The organism is Halopseudomonas sp. (assembly GCF_036961105.1).
Lineage (GTDB): Bacteria > Pseudomonadota > Gammaproteobacteria > Pseudomonadales > Pseudomonadaceae > Halopseudomonas.
The window spans coordinates 98,440-114,378 of record NZ_JBALWW010000007.1 but is presented as its reverse complement, the minus strand read 5'-3'; the positions used below and the strand labels follow the sequence as shown (position 1 = coordinate 114,378).

Below are 15,939 nucleotides of genomic sequence, written 5' to 3'. Positions count from 1 at the left end.
CTTGGCTAGAGTCCGTTAAGCCCAGAATGGATGCGGCTCTGTGCTTGCGTCAACTCTTCTGCGCTGAGTCGCCCTGATAACTGCTCGACTGAGCGTTTTCCACGATTGTCACCATTGACCAGCGCCAGGCTCAGCCACACGTAGGCTTCTTGCAGGTTTATGTCGCCGCTGGTGCCTTCCAGGTAGTCCATGCCCAGTTTGTACTGGGCATCGGCAGAATTGCGTCGCGCAGCCTGTTTCAACCAGTGGCGTGCGCTGGGTGATCCTTGCTGCTGGCTGGCCAGCTGCAACATGGCAGGAATATCACCCGCGCTGGCCGCCCGCTGCAGATATACCTGGGCCTGATTGCGGTTGATCGGGGTTCCATTGCCATCGTGATAGGCCTTCGCTAGCAAATAATCAGCTTCACGCTGGCCCTGGTTGGCGGCGCGCTGCAACCAGGTGAAGGCCTCTTTCTTCTCGCCTTCGGCGCTCAACAGTTTGGCCAGCAGCAATTGCCCGCTGGCATCGCCTTGCTCGGCGGATTGACGCGCCCAGCTCAGCGCGCGGGTAGAATCCTGGCCAGTTTGCGCCATGACTGCCAGATGGTGCTGGGCCTTGGCGTCGCCAGCCGCACCGGCCGCCTCGCAGGGAGCTGCCGCCTGTTGAAAGTTCTTGATGCTGAACAGCAGATAACAGTCTTTCGCCTCACTGCTTGCGGCCCCAGACCGGGCTGCGGCCGGTTTGGTCGGTGCTGCAGGCTTCTCCACTGCAGCCGATATCTCCTCGATTCTGGCCGGCGGTTGCTCTTGGCTTTGGGCCCCAGCTACCCGTTGGGCAAAATTGTCTACTACCTCCGGGCAGGATAGATTGTAGCCGCGCTTCAAACGGCCAAGCGTGGCTGGGTCGGCGGTTTCTGCGGCGTAGCGGCTGGCTACAACGCTGCAGCGTTCACTGCGCTCGGCACGTACCACTTCGAGATAGGGTGCATAGTCAGCGTCGCCATCATGCTGCTGTATATACCGCGTCAAGGGGTCAATGTAGCCCTGGTCGAACAGTCTCTGTACCTCGGCGTGCCGCTGCTCCTCTTCAGGATTACCGGTAAAGCGTTGGGCCAGCTCGGCAAGCCGCTCACGCGAGTTCTTGAACGCTTCGCTGGAGCGTGCCAACAGGCCGTCAGCTTGGGGCAGACTCTCGCAGCCGGAGAGGGCCGCTGTTACGCTGAGCAGCAAGACAACAAGTACGCGCATGAAATCTCTCTATGGGTAATCAACTTACGCTGAACGATCCTCCTGAGCCCGCATGAGACGGTAGCGCGCAAGTGTTGCGCACGCGTCATGCTTTGCCATCAGGACTCCTGCCTGGAAAGGTGAAGAAGCCTCTGATTTGCGGTTTTCAAGCAGAATCGGGAGCTGCCGCCAGCCTACTGAAAAACCGAGCACTCCCTTGCCGTCATTGTAGCGGCAGTGTATCAGAGTGGGCGCTCCAGCAAAGCATAGCACTGGCTTTGCGCTTTGGTGTATAGCACTTCGACATCATTGTTGATTGGCCCCAAATGACAGGCTGGAACGGTTCTTGCGTAGGGGTGAGCAAGCACGCACTTTGCGTCAAATTATTGATTGAGGACTTACCAGCTAATGGCAGTCGATCGCGCACAACTGATGGGTAACATGCGGACCAACCTGGCGGGATTGCGTCACGGCAGCCTGGGCGTGCCGATTCTGTTGCTGGTCATGCTCGGCATGATGATGCTGCCGGTACCGCCTTTTTTGTTGGACGTCTTCTTTACCTTCAACATCGCCTTGGCGCTGGTGGTCTTGCTGGTGTGCGCCTATGCGCTACGGCCGCTGGATTTCGCCGTGTTCCCGACCATTCTTCTGGTGGCCACCCTGTTGCGTCTGGCGCTCAACGTTGCTTCCACGCGCGTGGTGCTGCTCTATGGCCATGAAGGAGGGGACGCCGCCGGCAAGGTGATTCAGGCCTTTGGTGAGGTGGTGATTGGCGGCAACTACGTGGTGGGTCTGGTGGTTTTTGCCATCCTGATGATCATCAACTTCGTGGTGGTAACCAAGGGTGCCGGGCGTATCTCCGAGGTAAGTGCGCGTTTTACCCTGGACGCGATGCCAGGTAAGCAGATGGCGATTGACGCCGATCTGAACTCCGGTCTGATTGATCAGGAGCAGGCGAAGCTGCGGCGCTCTGAAGTCTCTCAGGAAGCTGATTTCTATGGCTCCATGGACGGTGCCAGCAAATTCGTGCGCGGCGATGCGGTGGCCGGCCTGCTGATTCTGTTCATCAACGTGATCGGCGGGCTGGCCATCGGCATGGCGCAGCATGGCCTGCCCTTTGTCGAAGCCGGCAAGATCTATGTATTGCTGACCATCGGTGACGGTTTGGTGGCGCAGATTCCATCGCTGCTGTTGTCCACGGCTGCCGCCATCATGGTGACGCGGGTGTCCAGCTCGGAAGATATGGGCGCGCAGGTGCAGCGGCAGATGTTTGCCTCGCCCAAGGCGTTGGCTATCGCCGCAGCCATTTTGATCATCATGGGCCTGATCCCCGGCATGCCGCATTTCGCTTTTGTCGGCCTGGGTCTGTTGGCTGCCGGTGGCGCTTATGTCATCGCCAAGCGCAAGCAGGTCAAGGCGCAGGAAGAAGCGGAGGTGGAGCGCAAGCAGACCCAGTTGCCGGCGGTGCAGACGCCTGAGACCCGAGAATTGGGCTGGGACGACGTTACCCCGGTGGATATGGTAGGCCTGGAAGTGGGCTATCGGCTGATTCCGCTGGTCGATCGCAACCAGGGTGGTCAGTTACTGGCGCGCATCAAGGGTGTGCGCAAGAAGCTGTCGCAGGATCTGGGCTTTCTGATGCCTTCGGTACACATCCGCGACAACCTCGACCTGGCGCCCAACGCCTATCGTCTGACCCTGATGGGGGTTGGGGTTGCCGAGGCCGAGGTGTATCCCGATCGCGAGCTGGCCATCAATCCCGGCCAGGTATTCGGCGAGATCAAGGGTCTGGCGGGCAAGGATCCGGCCTTCGGTCTGGATGCGGTGTGGATCGAGCCGATGCAGAAGGATCAGGCGCAGTCGCTTGGCTACACCGTCGTTGACGCCAGTACCGTGGTCGCCACCCATATCAATCAGATACTGCACAAGCACGCCCATGAGCTTATTGGCCACGAAGAAGTACAGCAGCTGCTGCAGGTGCTGGCCAAGGCTTCGCCCAAGCTCGCCGAGGAGCTGGTGCCGGGTCTCATTTCGCTGTCCAACCTGCTCAAGGTGCTGCAGGGGCTGCTGCAGGAACAGGTGCCGGTGCGTGACATTCGCACCATCGCCGAAGCCATCGCCAACAGCGCTGGCAGGAGTCAAGATACTGGCGCGGTGATTGGCGCGGTGCGGGTGGCGCTGTCGCGCTCCATCGTGCAAAGCATTGTGGGGCTTGACTCCGAGCTGCCTGTGATCACCTTGGAACCAAGGTTGGAACAGATGTTGCTACAGACTCTGCAGAAGGCCGGGCAAGGTGCCGAGGATGGCATGATGCTGGAGCCGGGAATGGCGGAAAAACTGCAACGCTCCCTGTCGGAAGCGGTGCAACGCCAGGAAGTGCAGGGCAAGCCGGCAATCCTGCTGGTGGCTGGGCCGATTCGCATGATGATGGCCAAGTTTGTCCGCTACGCCGCTCCCGGAGCTCACGTGCTGTCCTACCAGGAAATACCGGACAGCAAGCAGGTGACCATAGTCGCCACGGTCGGACAGAACTGAACGTAGTTGCGGTCACAGATCAACAGTCGCCTGGCGCCTTGCGCGGGGCACCGGTAACAGATGAGGTCAGCCATGAAAGTAAAACGTTTCTTTGCCGCCGATATGCGTCAGGCGATGAAGCTGGTGCGTGACGAGTTGGGTGCTGACGCCTCCATCATCGCCAATCGCCGCGTGGCTGGCGGCGTGGAGCTCACCGCCGCGCTGGACTACGTGGCGCCGCGCATCACGCCGCCGACGCCGGGCCTGGACCAGGAGCTGAAAAAGACCCAGGAGCGCATTGTCGCCGCCCGCGCTGAACTGGAAGTAGGGCAGATGGCCTCGCGCAATCAGCCTACGGTCAATCGTCAATTATTTGGTGACAGTATGCGTGCCGCGGCCGAGCAGGGCTCGCCGGTGGCACGTGAGCTGCTGGATCGCCTGGTGCAGGAGCCGAGCGAAGAGCCGGCGCCGCGCAAGCCGGCCGTCAGCGCTGCCGCGTCTGCTGGCGCAGAGCCGGCGGAAAGCGCCGGGCTGAGCGCCATGCGCGCCGAGCTGGCCGGTCTGCGGGAAATGCTCGAGTCCCAGCTGGGCGGCATGGCCTGGGGGCAGCTCAATCAGCGCCAGCCCAAGCAGGCCGGCCTGTGGCGCAGACTGACGCAGATCGGGTTGCCGGCAGATATCTGTCAGAACCTGCTGGCTCAGGTCGCCGACGTGGCGGATATACGCCAGGCCTGGCGTCTGCTGCTGGCCCACCTGTCGCATCGCATCCCGACCCTGCGTGAGGAAATGCTGGATCAGGGCGGCATCATCGCGCTGGTAGGCCCTACCGGCGCAGGCAAGACCACCACGCTGGGCAAGCTGGCCGCGCGTTATGTGCTCAAGCACGGCAGCCAGCATGTGGCATTGGTGACCATGGATACCTACCGGATTGGCGCGCACGAGCAACTGCGCACCCTGGGCCGTATTCTGGATGTACCGGTGCGGGTTGTGGATGAACAGAACAGTCTGGAAGATGTGCTGGCTGATTTTGCCGGCAAGCGGCTGGTGCTGGTGGATACCGCCGGTCTGCAGGCCCAGGATCCGTACCTGCGCGGGCAGTTGAGTGCGCTGGCGCAGCAGGGCAAGCAGGTGCGTAATCTGCTGGTGCTGGCGGCGACCAGTCAGTATCGGGTAATGAAGGCTGCGTATCATAACTACAAGAGCTGTGGTCTCAGCGGTTGCATCCTGACCAAGGTCGATGAAGCCGCTACCTTGGGAGAATCATTAGGGCTGGCTATGGAGCAGGGTTTGCCGGTAGCCTATCTGGCAGATGGCCAGCGAATTCCGGACGATATCAACCGCGCGGTGGGGCACCAGTTGGTCAGCCGTGCAGTTAGTATGGCGGGCAATGAAGCGCCGGCCGACCAGGCAATGGCAGATGTGTTTGCCGGCATGATGCATGGCCAGCGGGCAAGCTAAGCGAAAACCAATAATTCAAGGTAATCAACGCAGATGGGTAGCAATCATCCGGTTCAGGTTATCGCAGTCACCGGCGGCAAGGGTGGTATCGGCAAAACCAACGTGTCGGTCAATCTCAGCCTGGCCTTGGCCGACATCGGCCGCCGCGTCGTGCTGCTGGACGCCGACCTTGGGCTGGCCAACGTCGATGTGCTGCTCGGGTTGAAGCCCAAGGCCACGCTGGCGGATGTGCTGGAGGGCAAATGCGATCTGCGTGACGTGATGATCGCCGGCCCAGGCGGCATCCGTATTGTGCCCGCAGCCTCAGGTGCGGCGAGCATGGTCAATCTCAGTCACCAGCAGCACGCCGGCTTGATCCAGGCGTTCAGCGAGATTGGTGACAACATTGATGTGCTGATCGTCGATACCGCTGCCGGCATTGGCGACTCGGTAGTCAGTTTTGTGCGCGCGGCCCAGGAAGCCCTGGTTGTCGTCTGCGATGAGCCGACCTCGATCACCGATGCCTACGCCTTGATCAAGCTGCTCAATCGTGACCATGGCATGACCCGTTTCCGGATTCTGGCCAATATGGTTGGCACTCCGCAGGAAGGTCGCATGGTCTTTGCTAAACTCTCCAAAGTAACTGACCGGTTTCTCGACGTAGCGCTGCAATACGTCGGGGCCGTGCCTTTTGATGAAGCGGTGCGCAAGTCCGTACAGAAGCAGCGTGCAGTCTATGAAGCCTTTCCGCGCAGCAAGGCGGCCATGGCGATTCGCGCGATTGCACAGAAAGTGGATGCCTGGCCATTGCCGGCCAATCCACGCGGGCACCTGGAATTCTTCGTTGAACGTCTGGTACGGCCTACCGGGTCAGGCCTATGATTGCATCGGCTGGCGGAGTAAGCATGTATACACGAGCACAGACGTCTGCAGACCATCAGGATCGACTCGTTGAGCAATATGCTCCGCTGGTAAAGCGCATTGCCTATCATCTGCTGGGCCGATTGCCGGCCAGCGTGCAGGTGGAAGACCTGATGCAGGCCGGCATGATCGGTTTGCTGGAAGCATCTCGCAAATTCGATTTTGGCAAGGGTGCGAGTTTCGAAACCTACGCTGGTATCCGTATTCGCGGAGCCATGCTGGACGAGGTACGCAAGGGCGACTGGGCGCCCCGTTCGGTGCATCGCAATACCCGTATGGTCAGTGACGCGATGCGCTCGGTTGAGTCTCGTTTGGGTCGTGACGCTAAAGATCACGAGGTTGCGGCCGAACTGGATATGAGTCTTGAAGAATATTACGCCATTCTCAATGATACAGCCGGAAGCAAGCTGTTCAGCTTTGAAGACCTGCTCGAGAGTGGCGCGCCGGCTGATGTGCAGGGCGATTTCGAGCCCTTTTCAGGCTTGCAGGATGAGCGGTTTCGTGCGGCACTGGCAGAGGCAATCGAGGGTCTGCCCGAGCGTGAGAGGCTGCTACTGTCGCTGTATTACGATGAGGAGCTGAACCTCAAGGAGATTGGCGCCGTGCTGGGTGTCAGCGAATCGCGGGTCAGCCAGTTGCATAGCCAATGCGCCGCGCGCTTGCGTGCGCGGCTGTCAAGTTGGCGAAATGATTGATTTTGTCGTCAACATCCGGACAATGCTCTGATTGCGCAAATGGTAGCACTGTGCCCAGGGCGGTTTTGCTGGTGAATACAAGGTAATTGCGAACAACCGGTTGCGCATAGCGGGTTGCTCAGAATTTCTTATACGGCTGCTTTGGCCATTGCAATGGGTTTTCGGGGTGCAGGCCTGCACTTTCCCTGGTTTGTACGGAGGTCGACTTGGACAAGAATATGAAAATTCTCATCGTTGATGATTTTTCGACGATGAGGCGCATCATCAAGAACCTGTTGCGCGACCTTGGGTTTACCAACACAGCCGAAGCCGATGACGGCAACACCGCGTTGCCGATGCTGCAGAGCGGCAGTTTCGATTTTCTGGTGACTGACTGGAACATGCCCGGCATGAGCGGCATTGACCTGTTACGCGCTGTGCGGGCCGACGAGCGGCTCAAGCACCTGCCGGTGCTGATGGTAACGGCCGAGGCCAAGCGAGATCAGATCATTGAAGCCGCGCAGGCGGGCGTCAATGGCTATGTGGTCAAGCCGTTTACGGCTCAGGCCTTGAAAGAAAAGATCGAAAAAATCTTTGAGCGAGTTCAGGCTAAATAATAATCAACCGGGGTACAGGTTATGGCTTTGAGTAAGGATCCCGGCCAGGCGACCGCTCAGGAATTCGAGCATTCGCTGAAGGACAATGCGCACCAGCTGGTTGGTCACCTTGAGAGCGGCAACTTCGGTGAAGCGTTGCTGGTCATTCATGCCATCAATCAGGCACGCGACCGTGGTCTTTATCACGAAGTGGGGCAGCTCACCCGCGCGTTGCACAATGCCATCGTCAATTTTCAGATCGACACGACCCACGCGCTGGGTGGTGACAACGATACTTCCAAGATATCCGATGCCTCTGACCGGCTCGACTATGTGGTTCAGCTGACCGACAAGGCGGCCAACCGGACCATGGATCTGGTCGAGGCCAGCGTCCCCAAGGTCGCTGATCTGGGGCAGCAGGCGAACGCCCTCAAGGCAGACTGGCAGCGGCTGCAGCGCCGGGAGATGGCGGCGGACGAGTTTCGCGACCTCTACCGCCGGGTAGGCGAGTTCCTTGAGCAGACTGAATCGACCAGCAAGGATCTGTCCACCAATCTGAACGATATTCTGCTGGCTCAGGACTATCAGGATCTGACCGGCCAGGTGATCAAGCGTGTGACTACGCTCGTGCATGATGTCGAAGAGAGCCTGGTCAACCTGGTCCGAATGGCGGGACAGGTCGACCGCATTACCGGCATCAATCATGGTGAATCTCCCGAGGACGGAAAAAAATCCTCCTCCAGGGGTGAAGGTCCGCAAATTCATGCCGATAAAAGGGAAGACGTTGTTTCCGGTCAGGATGAGGTTGATGACCTCCTTTCCAGCCTGGGATTCTGATGTCAGCTGTAACTGCCGCACGCTGAGCGCGCGTCCGGTCTGACTGCTCAAGGTCGCTGCCTGGTAGCAACGTTGAGTGACTGCGCAGCGCCGAGATGGAAATTCAAGGCGGCATTGCGTGGCCTTCCGATAACACGCCCGAGGGGAGTGGGTGCATGAGTTTCGATGCGGATGAAGAGATTCTCCAGGACTTTCTGGTCGAGGCCGGAGAGATTCTCGAGCAACTGTCTGAACAGTTGGTCGAGCTGGAGAACCGTCCCGATGACAAGGATCTGCTCAACGCCATCTTTCGCGGCTTTCACACCGTCAAGGGCGGTGCCGGATTCCTGCAGCTCGATGCCCTGGTAGCCTGCTGCCATATCGCCGAAAACGTGTTCGATATCCTGCGCAAGGGCGAGCGCCCGGTTACCTCCGATCTGATGGATGTGGTGTTGCAGGCGCTGGATGCGGTCAACACCATGTTTGACCAGGTCCGCAATCAACAGGATCCTACGCCTGCTGATCCCGCGTTGCTCGATGCTCTTGCCGCCCTGGCGCAACCGGCGGGCGCCGAAGAGGCTGCCCCGCAACCTGCCCCGCAACCTGCCGCGCAAGCCAGTGCGGCGCCAGCCCCAAGTCTGACTGATGCCGATGGCGATATCACCGATGACGAATTCGAGCAGTTGCTCGATGCGCTGCACGGCGATGGCGCTGCAGAGGCCGCGGCCAGTGCCGTCCCGGCTGCCGCAAGCACAGTCACCAGCAGCAACGATGATATTACCGACGACGAATTCGAAGCCCTGCTTGATGAACTGCATGGCGGTGGCAAGGCACCTGCCGGCGAGTCTGCCGCTCAAGCAGTCGCCAGCGACGACAGTATCACCGACGATGAATTCGAAGCGCTGCTGGACGAGCTGCACGGCAAGGGCAGCGCCCCCGGCACGCCTGAAGACGAAGCGCCGCTAGCGGCTGCGCCAGCGGCAGACCCTGCCAGCGGTGATCACATCACCGATGATGAGTTTGAAGCTCTGCTGGACCAGTTGCACGGCAAGGGTACGGCTCCCACCAGCGCGGTGCCGGCTGCCCCGGTTGCAGCCAAGAGTCCAGCCAAGACGGCAGACAAGGCTGACGCCAAGGCCGAGACCGAATCGCAACCCAAATCCGCGTCCGACGCAGCAGCCAAAGCGGCGCCCAAGGCGCCGGCCAAAGGCGCTGCAGTGCCCACGCCGGCCGCCGCTGCGCCTGCCGCCAAAACTGCAGCTGCGCCCGCTGCCGACGCTCCCGCCGCTGCGGAGACCACGGTGCGGGTTGATACCGCTCGCCTGGACGAGATCATGAACATGGTTGGCGAGCTGGTGCTGGTGCGCAACCGGCTGGTCCGCCTGGGCCTGAGTAGCGGCGATGAGGAGCTGAACAAGGCCGTGGGCAATCTGGATGTTGTCACCGCCGATCTGCAAATGTCGGTGATGAAGACCCGCATGCAGCCGATCAAGAAAGTATTTGGCCGCTTCCCGCGGGTGGTGCGCGATCTGGCGCGCAGCCTGAAGAAAGAGATCAACCTTGAGCTGGTGGGCGAAGATACCGATCTCGACAAGAATCTGGTCGAGGCGCTGGCCGATCCTCTGGTCCACCTGGTGCGCAATTCGGTAGACCATGGTGTGGAGCCGCCGGACGAGCGTGAAGCCGCCGGCAAACCACGCACCGGCAAGGTGGTCCTGGCGGCGCAGCAGGAGGGCGATCACATCCTGCTGACCATCGTTGATGATGGCCGCGGCATGGATCCCAATGTGCTGCGCAGCAAGGCTGTGGAAAAGGGCATGATGGACAAGGATGCCGCAGAGCGCCTCAGTGATAGCGAATGCTTCAACCTGATTCTGGCGCCCGGCTTCTCCACCAAGACCGAGATTTCCGATGTGTCGGGTCGGGGCGTGGGCATGGATGTGGTGAAAACCAAGATATCCCAGCTCAACGGTACCATCAGCATCGAATCCACCAAGGGCCAGGGCTCGCGCATTGCGATCAAGGTGCCGCTAACCCTGGCCATCATGCCGACGCTGATGGTCATGTTGGCTGATCAGGCATTTGCCCTGCCGCTGGTGAGCGTCAATGAAATCTACAGTCTTGATCTGTCGCGCACCAACATAGTCGACGGCCAGGAAGTCATCATAGTGCGCGAGAAGGCGCTGCCGCTGTTCTATCTCAAGCGCTGGCTGATGCCGGGTGTTGAAGATACCAGCGATCACTCGGCCGCCAGTGTGGTTATTGTTTCCGTGGGCACCCAGCGCGTGGGCTTTGTAGTCGACCAACTGGTGGGCCAGGAAGAGGTCGTTATCAAGCCCCTTGGCCGTATGCTGCAGGGTACGGCGGGTATGGCCGGCGCGACTATTACCGGCGATGGCAGGATTGCGCTTATTCTCGATATCCCCAGCCTGCTCAAACGCTACGCGCGGCGGATGTGATAGCGTGGCTCAGCCGGGCCGGTAACGCGTCTGCCAGCCGCGATAGTGGTGATGAACTGAAGGTGTAGACGGTTAGCAACACTCGAAAACAGGCGCACATCAGGCTGCGCGGCAAGGCGATGCGGGTTCAGGAGAGGGTATGGCGGTCAAGGTTCTGGTGGTGGATGATTCGGGTTTCTTTCGCCGCCGGGTAACGGAAATACTGGCGGGTGATCCGCAAATTCAGGTTGTCGGCACGGCAACCAACGGCAAGGAAGCCATAGAGCAGACGCTGTCGCTGCGTCCGGACGTCATCACCATGGATTATGAAATGCCGGTGATGGACGGGATTACGGCGGTCAAGCAGATCATGCAGCGCTGCCCGACCCCGGTGATCATGTTCTCCTCGCTTACCTATGAAGGCGCGCGCGTCAGCCTGGACGCGTTGGACGCGGGCGCGGCCGATTATCTGCCAAAGAATTTCGAAGACATTTCGCGCAATCCGGACAAGGTGCGGCAGTTGCTGTGCGAGCGGGTCAATGCACTGGCTCGCACCAATAGGCGCTCGCTGGGGCTGAGCGCCAGTCCGGCGCCTGCGCCTGTGTCGCCGGGCACCGCCTCGGGCGGCGCTGCACCGCGCCCCGCTGCAGGGCTTAGCGGCGCCGTCAGCAAACCGGCGGCACCGACGCCGCGCAGCAGCCCAGCGCCGCGCAAACGCAGCTACAAACTGGTGGCTATCGGTACTTCTACGGGTGGGCCAGTGGCGCTGCAAAAAGTACTTACGCAACTGCCAGGCAGTTTCCCAGCGCCGCTGCTGCTGATTCAGCACATGCCTGCGGCCTTTACCAAGGCCTTCGCCGAGCGGCTGGACAAGCTTTGTCGAATTTCCGTCAAGGAAGCCGAGGACGGCGACGTACTGCGTCCTGGCGTGGCATTGCTGGCCCCCGGCGGCAAGCAGATGATGGTGGATGGGCGTGGCGTGGTGCGTATTCTGCCGGGCGATGAGCGACTCAATTACAAACCCTGTGTGGATGTCACCTTTGGCTCGGCAGCCAAGGCCTTTCAGGACAAGGTGCTGGCGGTGGTGCTGACCGGCATGGGCGCCGACGGCCGTGAAGGGGCGCGCATGCTCAAGCAGGCGGGCAGTTCGGTATGGGCGCAGGACGAAGCCAGCTGCGTGATTTACGGCATGCCCATGGCAGTGGCCAAGGCCAACCTGGCCGACGGTATCTACAACCTGGATGAAATCGGACGTTATCTGGCAGAGATAGGCTGATGGATATTCTCAGTATTATCGGCATCATTCTGGCCTTTGTGGCCATTATGGGCGGCAACTATCTGGAAGGGGGGCACGCTTCGGCGCTGTTGAACGCGCCAGCCGCGCTTATCGTGATTGGTGGCACCCTGGGCGCCGCTTTCATCCAGACCCCTCTGACGGTGTTCAAGCGTGCGCTGGTGATTTTGCGCTGGATAGTCTTTCCGCCGAGCAACCGCATGCGCGAAGGCATTAGCCAGATCATCAACTGGAGCACCATCGCACGCAAGGATGGCCTGCTGGGACTGGAGTCCATTGCCGAGCTGGAGCCAGATTCCTACGCTCGCAAGGGCTTGCAACTGTTGGTGGACGGCAGCGAGCCCGAGGCGTTGCGCGGCATACTGGAAGTCGATTTGACTACCCGTGAAAGCCACGACCTCATGGCCGCCAAGGTGTACGAGAGCATGGGCGGCTACTCACCCACCATTGGCATCATTGGCGCGGTGATGGGACTGATTCACGTCATGGGCAACCTGGCCGATCCGAGCATGCTGGGGTCCGGTATTGCGGTTGCTTTTGTTGCCACCATTTACGGTGTAGCGCTGGCCAATCTGTTTCTTCTGCCGGTCGCGCACAAGCTCAAGGCCGTGGTGCTGCAGCAATCCCGCTATCGGGAGATGATGCTTGAAGGTCTGTTGTCGATCGCGGAGGGGGAAAACCCGCGTTCGATCGAGATGAAGCTGGAAGGTTTTCTCGACTAGCAGCATTCTGACTGCGTGCTGTTGGACCCGGCAGCTTCCGGAATTCGACGGGTGACAATCAATGGTTAATGCGAGCGCAGGCGACTTTACCGCTGTGTGCACGGCGGTATCGGTAATGCATCGGGCAGTATGGTCTGCGGCAGCGGGAGAGGGGCATGCGGCGACGTCGCCAGGAAGAGCACGAAAATCATGAACGTTGGCTGGTGTCCTACGCCGACTTCATCACCTTGCTGTTCGCATTTTTTGTCGTCATGTACTCCATTTCCTCGGTCAACGAAGGCAAATACAAGGTGCTCTCCGATACCCTCGAGGGCGCTTTCAACCAGCCACAGCGAGCGATAGATCCGATCCAGATCGGGCAGGAGAAACCGCGTGGAATCGGTACCCAGGACGATAGTGGCACCCAGTCTGGCCAGCAGGACAGCGGCGCTGACGCCCTGCAGGACATTACCCAGGCGATGCAGCAGGCCTTTGGTGACCTGATTCAGGCCGGCGACCTGGAGGTGCGCGGTAACGAGCTCTGGGTAGAAATAGAGCTGAGCTCCGGGCTGCTGTTTCCCAGCGGCGATGCGCTGCCGCTGGATGCCGCCTTTGGGTTGATCGACCGCATCGCCGAGATACTGGCGCCCTACGACAATCCGGTGCATGTAGAAGGCTTTACCGACAATGTGCCGATGCGCTCCGGCAACTACCCTACCAACTGGGAGCTGTCCGCAGCGCGGGCCGCCAGCGTCGTGCGTATGCTCAGTAATGGCGGGGTTAACCCTGACCGGCTGGCTGCGGTAGGCTATGGTGAATTCAGGCCCGTTGCCGATAACACTACGGCGGCGGGGCGCAAGGCCAATCGCCGTGTTGTGCTGCTGGTGTCACGCTTTGTTGACAAGCGTCACGAGCCTTTTGGCGGCGAGCCGGAGTCGGTCAATGTAATGCGCGAAGCACGTAGCGAAACCGCAACGCCCAACCCTTCTGGCACGGGTTCTGCATCGACTACTGCTCCCTAGTTGTAAACAGGTTTGAATTGTCAAAATGTTGTCGTTTATCACGTGTAGTGGGGTTTGTCCGAGTAGGAATGCCCCCGGAGGTAAGCCATGAGAGTCTGGGCGGTAGCCAACCAGAAAGGCGGTGTGGGCAAGACCACCTCCGCTGTGGCGTTGGCTGGCCTGCTGGCGGACCAGGGGCAGCGCGTGTTGGTGGTGGACCTGGATCCGCATGGGTCCATGACCAGCTACTTCGGGCATGATCCGGACCAGCTCACCAGCAGCGTATTCAACCTGTTTCAGCACAATGGCCAGGTGCCCGAGGGCCTGGCTGCGGCGCTGCTGCTGGATACGTCCCATCCGAAAATACAGCTGCTGCCCTCCAGTACCTCGCTGGCCACGCTCGAGCGCCAGTCCGCTGCCCAGGGTGGCTATGGTCTGGTGATTTCCCGCGCGCTGGCGCAGCTGTGGAACGATTTCCAGTTTGTGATTATCGACAGCCCTCCCTTGCTGGGGGTGTCGATGATCAACGCCCTGGCGGCTTGCGAGCAGTTGGTTATTCCGGTACAGACCGAGTTTCTTGCCCTCAAGGGCCTGGAGCGCATGGTGCACACACTGAACATGGTCAACCGCTCGCGCAAGCAGGCCTTGCCCTACAGCATTGTCCCCACCTTGTTTGACCGGCGCACCCAGGCGTCGCTGAGCACACTGCGAATGCTGCGCCGTGATTATGCCGATCACCTCTGGCAGGCCTACATTCCGATAGACACCAAACTGCGTGACGCCAGCCTGGCCGGCGTAGTGCCCTCGCAGCTGGACAGCAGTGCGCGCGGCGTGCTGGCGTATCGTGCGCTGTTGCGCTATTTGCTGGCGCAAAGCCTGTCGCGCGGCGAGCAGGTGGCTTGAGGACGCAAGTGGCTGGCTAATGCTTTGCAAGTGGCCGCCGATATAGATTCAAGGTTGTCGACGGATGCCCATCGGCAATAAACCAGGATGATGCAGCTGTTATGAGTAAATCCAGACTGCCGGTGCAGGAGTTTGTGCCGGAACAGACCATTCAGCATTATCTGGATGCGCTGCTGCAGGATGCAGCAGAAGAACTGGCGCGGGAAGAGTCTGCGCCGGCAGTACAGCCGCATCTGGAGGTCGCACCTGCACGCGAAGCACCCGCCCCGGAAGCGCCACTGCGCCCGGTTAGGGCGTTACCCCCGGTCGAGCTGCGTGCGCCTGAGGCGGCGGTCGAGCCTGCTGTTGAACCGGCACCGCCGGCACCTGCCGCCAACGCGGTCTGGCGCGAGCAGTCCTTTGAAGCGTTGCTGTTTGATGTAGGTGGGCTCAAGCTGGCGGTACCGTTGGTCTCGCTTGGCACCATTTATCCGCTGGATGCGGAAATTACCCCCCTGTTTGGCCAGCCAGACTGGTTTCTGGGCATACTGCCGACCCAGGCGGGCAATCTGAAGGTGCTGGATACGGCGCGCTGGGTCATGCCAGAGCGCTACGCTGACGAGATGAAAGAAAGCCTGGCCTTTGTGATCTCGGTCGAAGGCTATGACTGGGGCATGGCGGTGCACGGTGTGCATCAGTCGATCAGGCTACAGCCGGACCAGATCAAATGGCGCTCACAGCAAGGCAAGCGTCCCTGGCTGGCGGGTACCGTGATTGATCATATGTGTGCCTTGCTGGATGTATCGGCGCTGGCTAGCCTGATAGTCAAGGGCGTGGCAGATCAGGTCTCTGGTAATGCCGCAAAGCCAGCATTAGGATAACCCCTGAAACCGGGCTGTCTGACCTAGCGTCAGCGCCAATATCCAGCGTCCCAGGCCGCTGGACCGCTATCAACGATGATCGGGAAACAAGATAATGAAAAACAATTCCGGACAAGGTTCTGAAGATCCGATCCTGCAATGGGTGACCTTCCGCCTGGACAATGAAACCTATGGCATCAATGTCATGCAGGTGCAGGAAGTGCTGCGTCACACCGAGATTGCTCCGGTACCGGGCGCGCCGTCCTACGTGCTGGGGATCATCAACCTGCGTGGCAACGTGGTAACCGTCATCGACACCCGTCAACGTTTCGGACTTACGCCGGCTCCCATTACCGACAATACCCGTATCGTCATCATCGAGGCCGACAAGCAGGTGGTCGGGATTCTGGTCGATAGCGTTGCCGAGGTGGTGTACCTGCGTCAGTCGGAGATAGAAACTGCGCCAAACGTCGGTACCGACGAGTCGGCCAAGTTCATTCAGGGTGTGTGCAACAAGAACAATGAACTGCTGATTCTGGTCGATCTGGAAAAAATGATGACCGAGGATGAGTGGGCTGAAATGTCCGGATTTTGACC

14 protein-coding genes are annotated in these 15,939 nt (G+C 60.0%); 13 read left to right on the top strand and 1 reads right to left on the bottom strand.

Annotated elements, in window-relative coordinates; all coding sequences use genetic code 11:
- Window positions 1-5: 5 nt before the first annotated feature.
- Window positions 6-1,229 carry a tetratricopeptide repeat protein gene (locus V7756_RS09440; RefSeq protein ID WP_335609906.1) on the bottom strand — a complete coding sequence of 408 codons (1,224 nt, stop codon included), beginning with the start codon at window positions 1,227-1,229 and terminating at the stop codon, window positions 6-8.
- Window positions 1,230-1,616: 387 nt separating this feature from the next.
- Between V7756_RS09440 and flhA the strand changes: the two genes are divergently transcribed.
- The 13 genes from flhA to V7756_RS09375 all read left to right on the top strand — a co-directional run bounded on the left by flhA (window position 1,617) and on the right by V7756_RS09375 (window position 15,937).
- Complete coding sequence (gene flhA, locus V7756_RS09435) at window positions 1,617-3,743, top strand: flagellar biosynthesis protein FlhA (protein ID WP_335609905.1); 2,127 nt, start codon at window positions 1,617-1,619, stop codon at window positions 3,741-3,743.
- A 72-nt stretch (window positions 3,744-3,815) separates the two neighbouring features.
- The gene (gene flhF, locus V7756_RS09430) at window positions 3,816-5,180 is read left to right on the top strand and encodes a flagellar biosynthesis protein FlhF (protein ID WP_335609904.1); all 1,365 of its coding nucleotides are present in this window, start codon (window positions 3,816-3,818) and stop codon (window positions 5,178-5,180) included.
- A 33-nt stretch (window positions 5,181-5,213) separates the two neighbouring features.
- Window positions 5,214-6,041: a flagellar synthesis regulator FleN gene (fleN, locus tag V7756_RS09425; protein WP_335609903.1), complete on the top strand. Its 828-nt coding sequence runs from the start codon at window positions 5,214-5,216 to the stop codon at window positions 6,039-6,041.
- Window positions 6,041-6,775 carry an RNA polymerase sigma factor FliA gene (locus V7756_RS09420; RefSeq protein ID WP_335609970.1) on the top strand — a complete coding sequence of 245 codons (735 nt, stop codon included), beginning with the start codon at window positions 6,041-6,043 and terminating at the stop codon, window positions 6,773-6,775. The genes fleN and V7756_RS09420 overlap by 1 nt, the downstream gene beginning before the upstream one ends.
- 218 nt (window positions 6,776-6,993) lie before the next feature.
- Window positions 6,994-7,371 (top strand): chemotaxis response regulator CheY, encoded by a 378-nt coding sequence (locus V7756_RS09415; protein ID WP_172409633.1) that lies wholly within the window; start codon window positions 6,994-6,996, stop codon window positions 7,369-7,371.
- A gap of 27 nt (window positions 7,372-7,398) precedes the next feature.
- Window positions 7,399-8,187 (top strand): protein phosphatase CheZ, encoded by a 789-nt coding sequence (locus V7756_RS09410; RefSeq protein WP_335599230.1) that lies wholly within the window; start codon window positions 7,399-7,401, stop codon window positions 8,185-8,187.
- Between the two features lie 155 nt (window positions 8,188-8,342).
- The gene (locus tag V7756_RS09405) at window positions 8,343-10,625 is read left to right on the top strand and encodes a chemotaxis protein CheA (protein WP_335609902.1); all 2,283 of its coding nucleotides are present in this window, start codon (window positions 8,343-8,345) and stop codon (window positions 10,623-10,625) included.
- 139 nt (window positions 10,626-10,764) lie between these two features.
- The gene (locus V7756_RS09400) at window positions 10,765-11,880 is read left to right on the top strand and encodes a protein-glutamate methylesterase/protein-glutamine glutaminase (RefSeq protein WP_335609901.1); all 1,116 of its coding nucleotides are present in this window, start codon (window positions 10,765-10,767) and stop codon (window positions 11,878-11,880) included.
- Window positions 11,880-12,620 (top strand): flagellar motor protein, encoded by a 741-nt coding sequence (locus V7756_RS09395; protein ID WP_335609900.1) that lies wholly within the window; start codon window positions 11,880-11,882, stop codon window positions 12,618-12,620. Before V7756_RS09400 ends, V7756_RS09395 begins: the two co-directional genes overlap by 1 nt.
- 155 nt (window positions 12,621-12,775) lie before the next feature.
- On the top strand, window positions 12,776-13,621 hold the full coding sequence (motD, locus tag V7756_RS09390; RefSeq protein ID WP_335609899.1) for a flagellar motor protein MotD: 846 nt from the start codon (window positions 12,776-12,778) through the stop codon (window positions 13,619-13,621).
- Window positions 13,622-13,708: 87 nt separating this feature from the next.
- Window positions 13,709-14,503 (top strand): ParA family protein, encoded by a 795-nt coding sequence (locus tag V7756_RS09385; RefSeq protein ID WP_335609898.1) that lies wholly within the window; start codon window positions 13,709-13,711, stop codon window positions 14,501-14,503.
- 101 nt (window positions 14,504-14,604) lie between these two features.
- On the top strand, window positions 14,605-15,363 hold the full coding sequence (locus V7756_RS09380) for a CheW domain-containing protein (RefSeq protein ID WP_335609897.1): 759 nt from the start codon (window positions 14,605-14,607) through the stop codon (window positions 15,361-15,363).
- Between the two features lie 94 nt (window positions 15,364-15,457).
- Window positions 15,458-15,937 carry a chemotaxis protein CheW gene (locus V7756_RS09375; protein ID WP_335609896.1) on the top strand — a complete coding sequence of 160 codons (480 nt, stop codon included), beginning with the start codon at window positions 15,458-15,460 and terminating at the stop codon, window positions 15,935-15,937.
- The last annotated feature ends 2 nt before the right edge of the window (window positions 15,938-15,939 follow it).

Excerpts from the sequence above, each read along its gene's own strand:
- flhF (WP_335609904.1), top strand. The coding sequence starts at position 3,816 with ATGAAAGTAAAACGTTTCTTTGCCGCCGATATGCGTCAGGCGATGAAG.
- motD (WP_335609899.1), top strand. The coding sequence starts at position 12,776 with ATGCGGCGACGTCGCCAGGAAGAGCACGAAAATCATGAACGTTGGCTG.
- V7756_RS09385 (WP_335609898.1), top strand. The coding sequence starts at position 13,709 with ATGAGAGTCTGGGCGGTAGCCAACCAGAAAGGCGGTGTGGGCAAGACC.
- V7756_RS09400 (WP_335609901.1), top strand. The coding sequence starts at position 10,765 with ATGGCGGTCAAGGTTCTGGTGGTGGATGATTCGGGTTTCTTTCGCCGC.
- V7756_RS09375 (WP_335609896.1), top strand. The coding sequence starts at position 15,458 with ATGAAAAACAATTCCGGACAAGGTTCTGAAGATCCGATCCTGCAATGG.
- V7756_RS09415 (WP_172409633.1), top strand. The coding sequence starts at position 6,994 with ATGAAAATTCTCATCGTTGATGATTTTTCGACGATGAGGCGCATCATC.
- flhA (WP_335609905.1), top strand. The coding sequence starts at position 1,617 with ATGGCAGTCGATCGCGCACAACTGATGGGTAACATGCGGACCAACCTG.
- V7756_RS09395 (WP_335609900.1), top strand. The coding sequence starts at position 11,880 with ATGGATATTCTCAGTATTATCGGCATCATTCTGGCCTTTGTGGCCATT.
- V7756_RS09440 (WP_335609906.1), bottom strand. The coding sequence starts at position 1,229 with ATGCGCGTACTTGTTGTCTTGCTGCTCAGCGTAACAGCGGCCCTCTCC.
- V7756_RS09380 (WP_335609897.1), top strand. The coding sequence starts at position 14,605 with ATGAGTAAATCCAGACTGCCGGTGCAGGAGTTTGTGCCGGAACAGACC.
- fleN (WP_335609903.1), top strand. The coding sequence starts at position 5,214 with ATGGGTAGCAATCATCCGGTTCAGGTTATCGCAGTCACCGGCGGCAAG.
- V7756_RS09405 (WP_335609902.1), top strand. The coding sequence starts at position 8,343 with ATGAGTTTCGATGCGGATGAAGAGATTCTCCAGGACTTTCTGGTCGAG.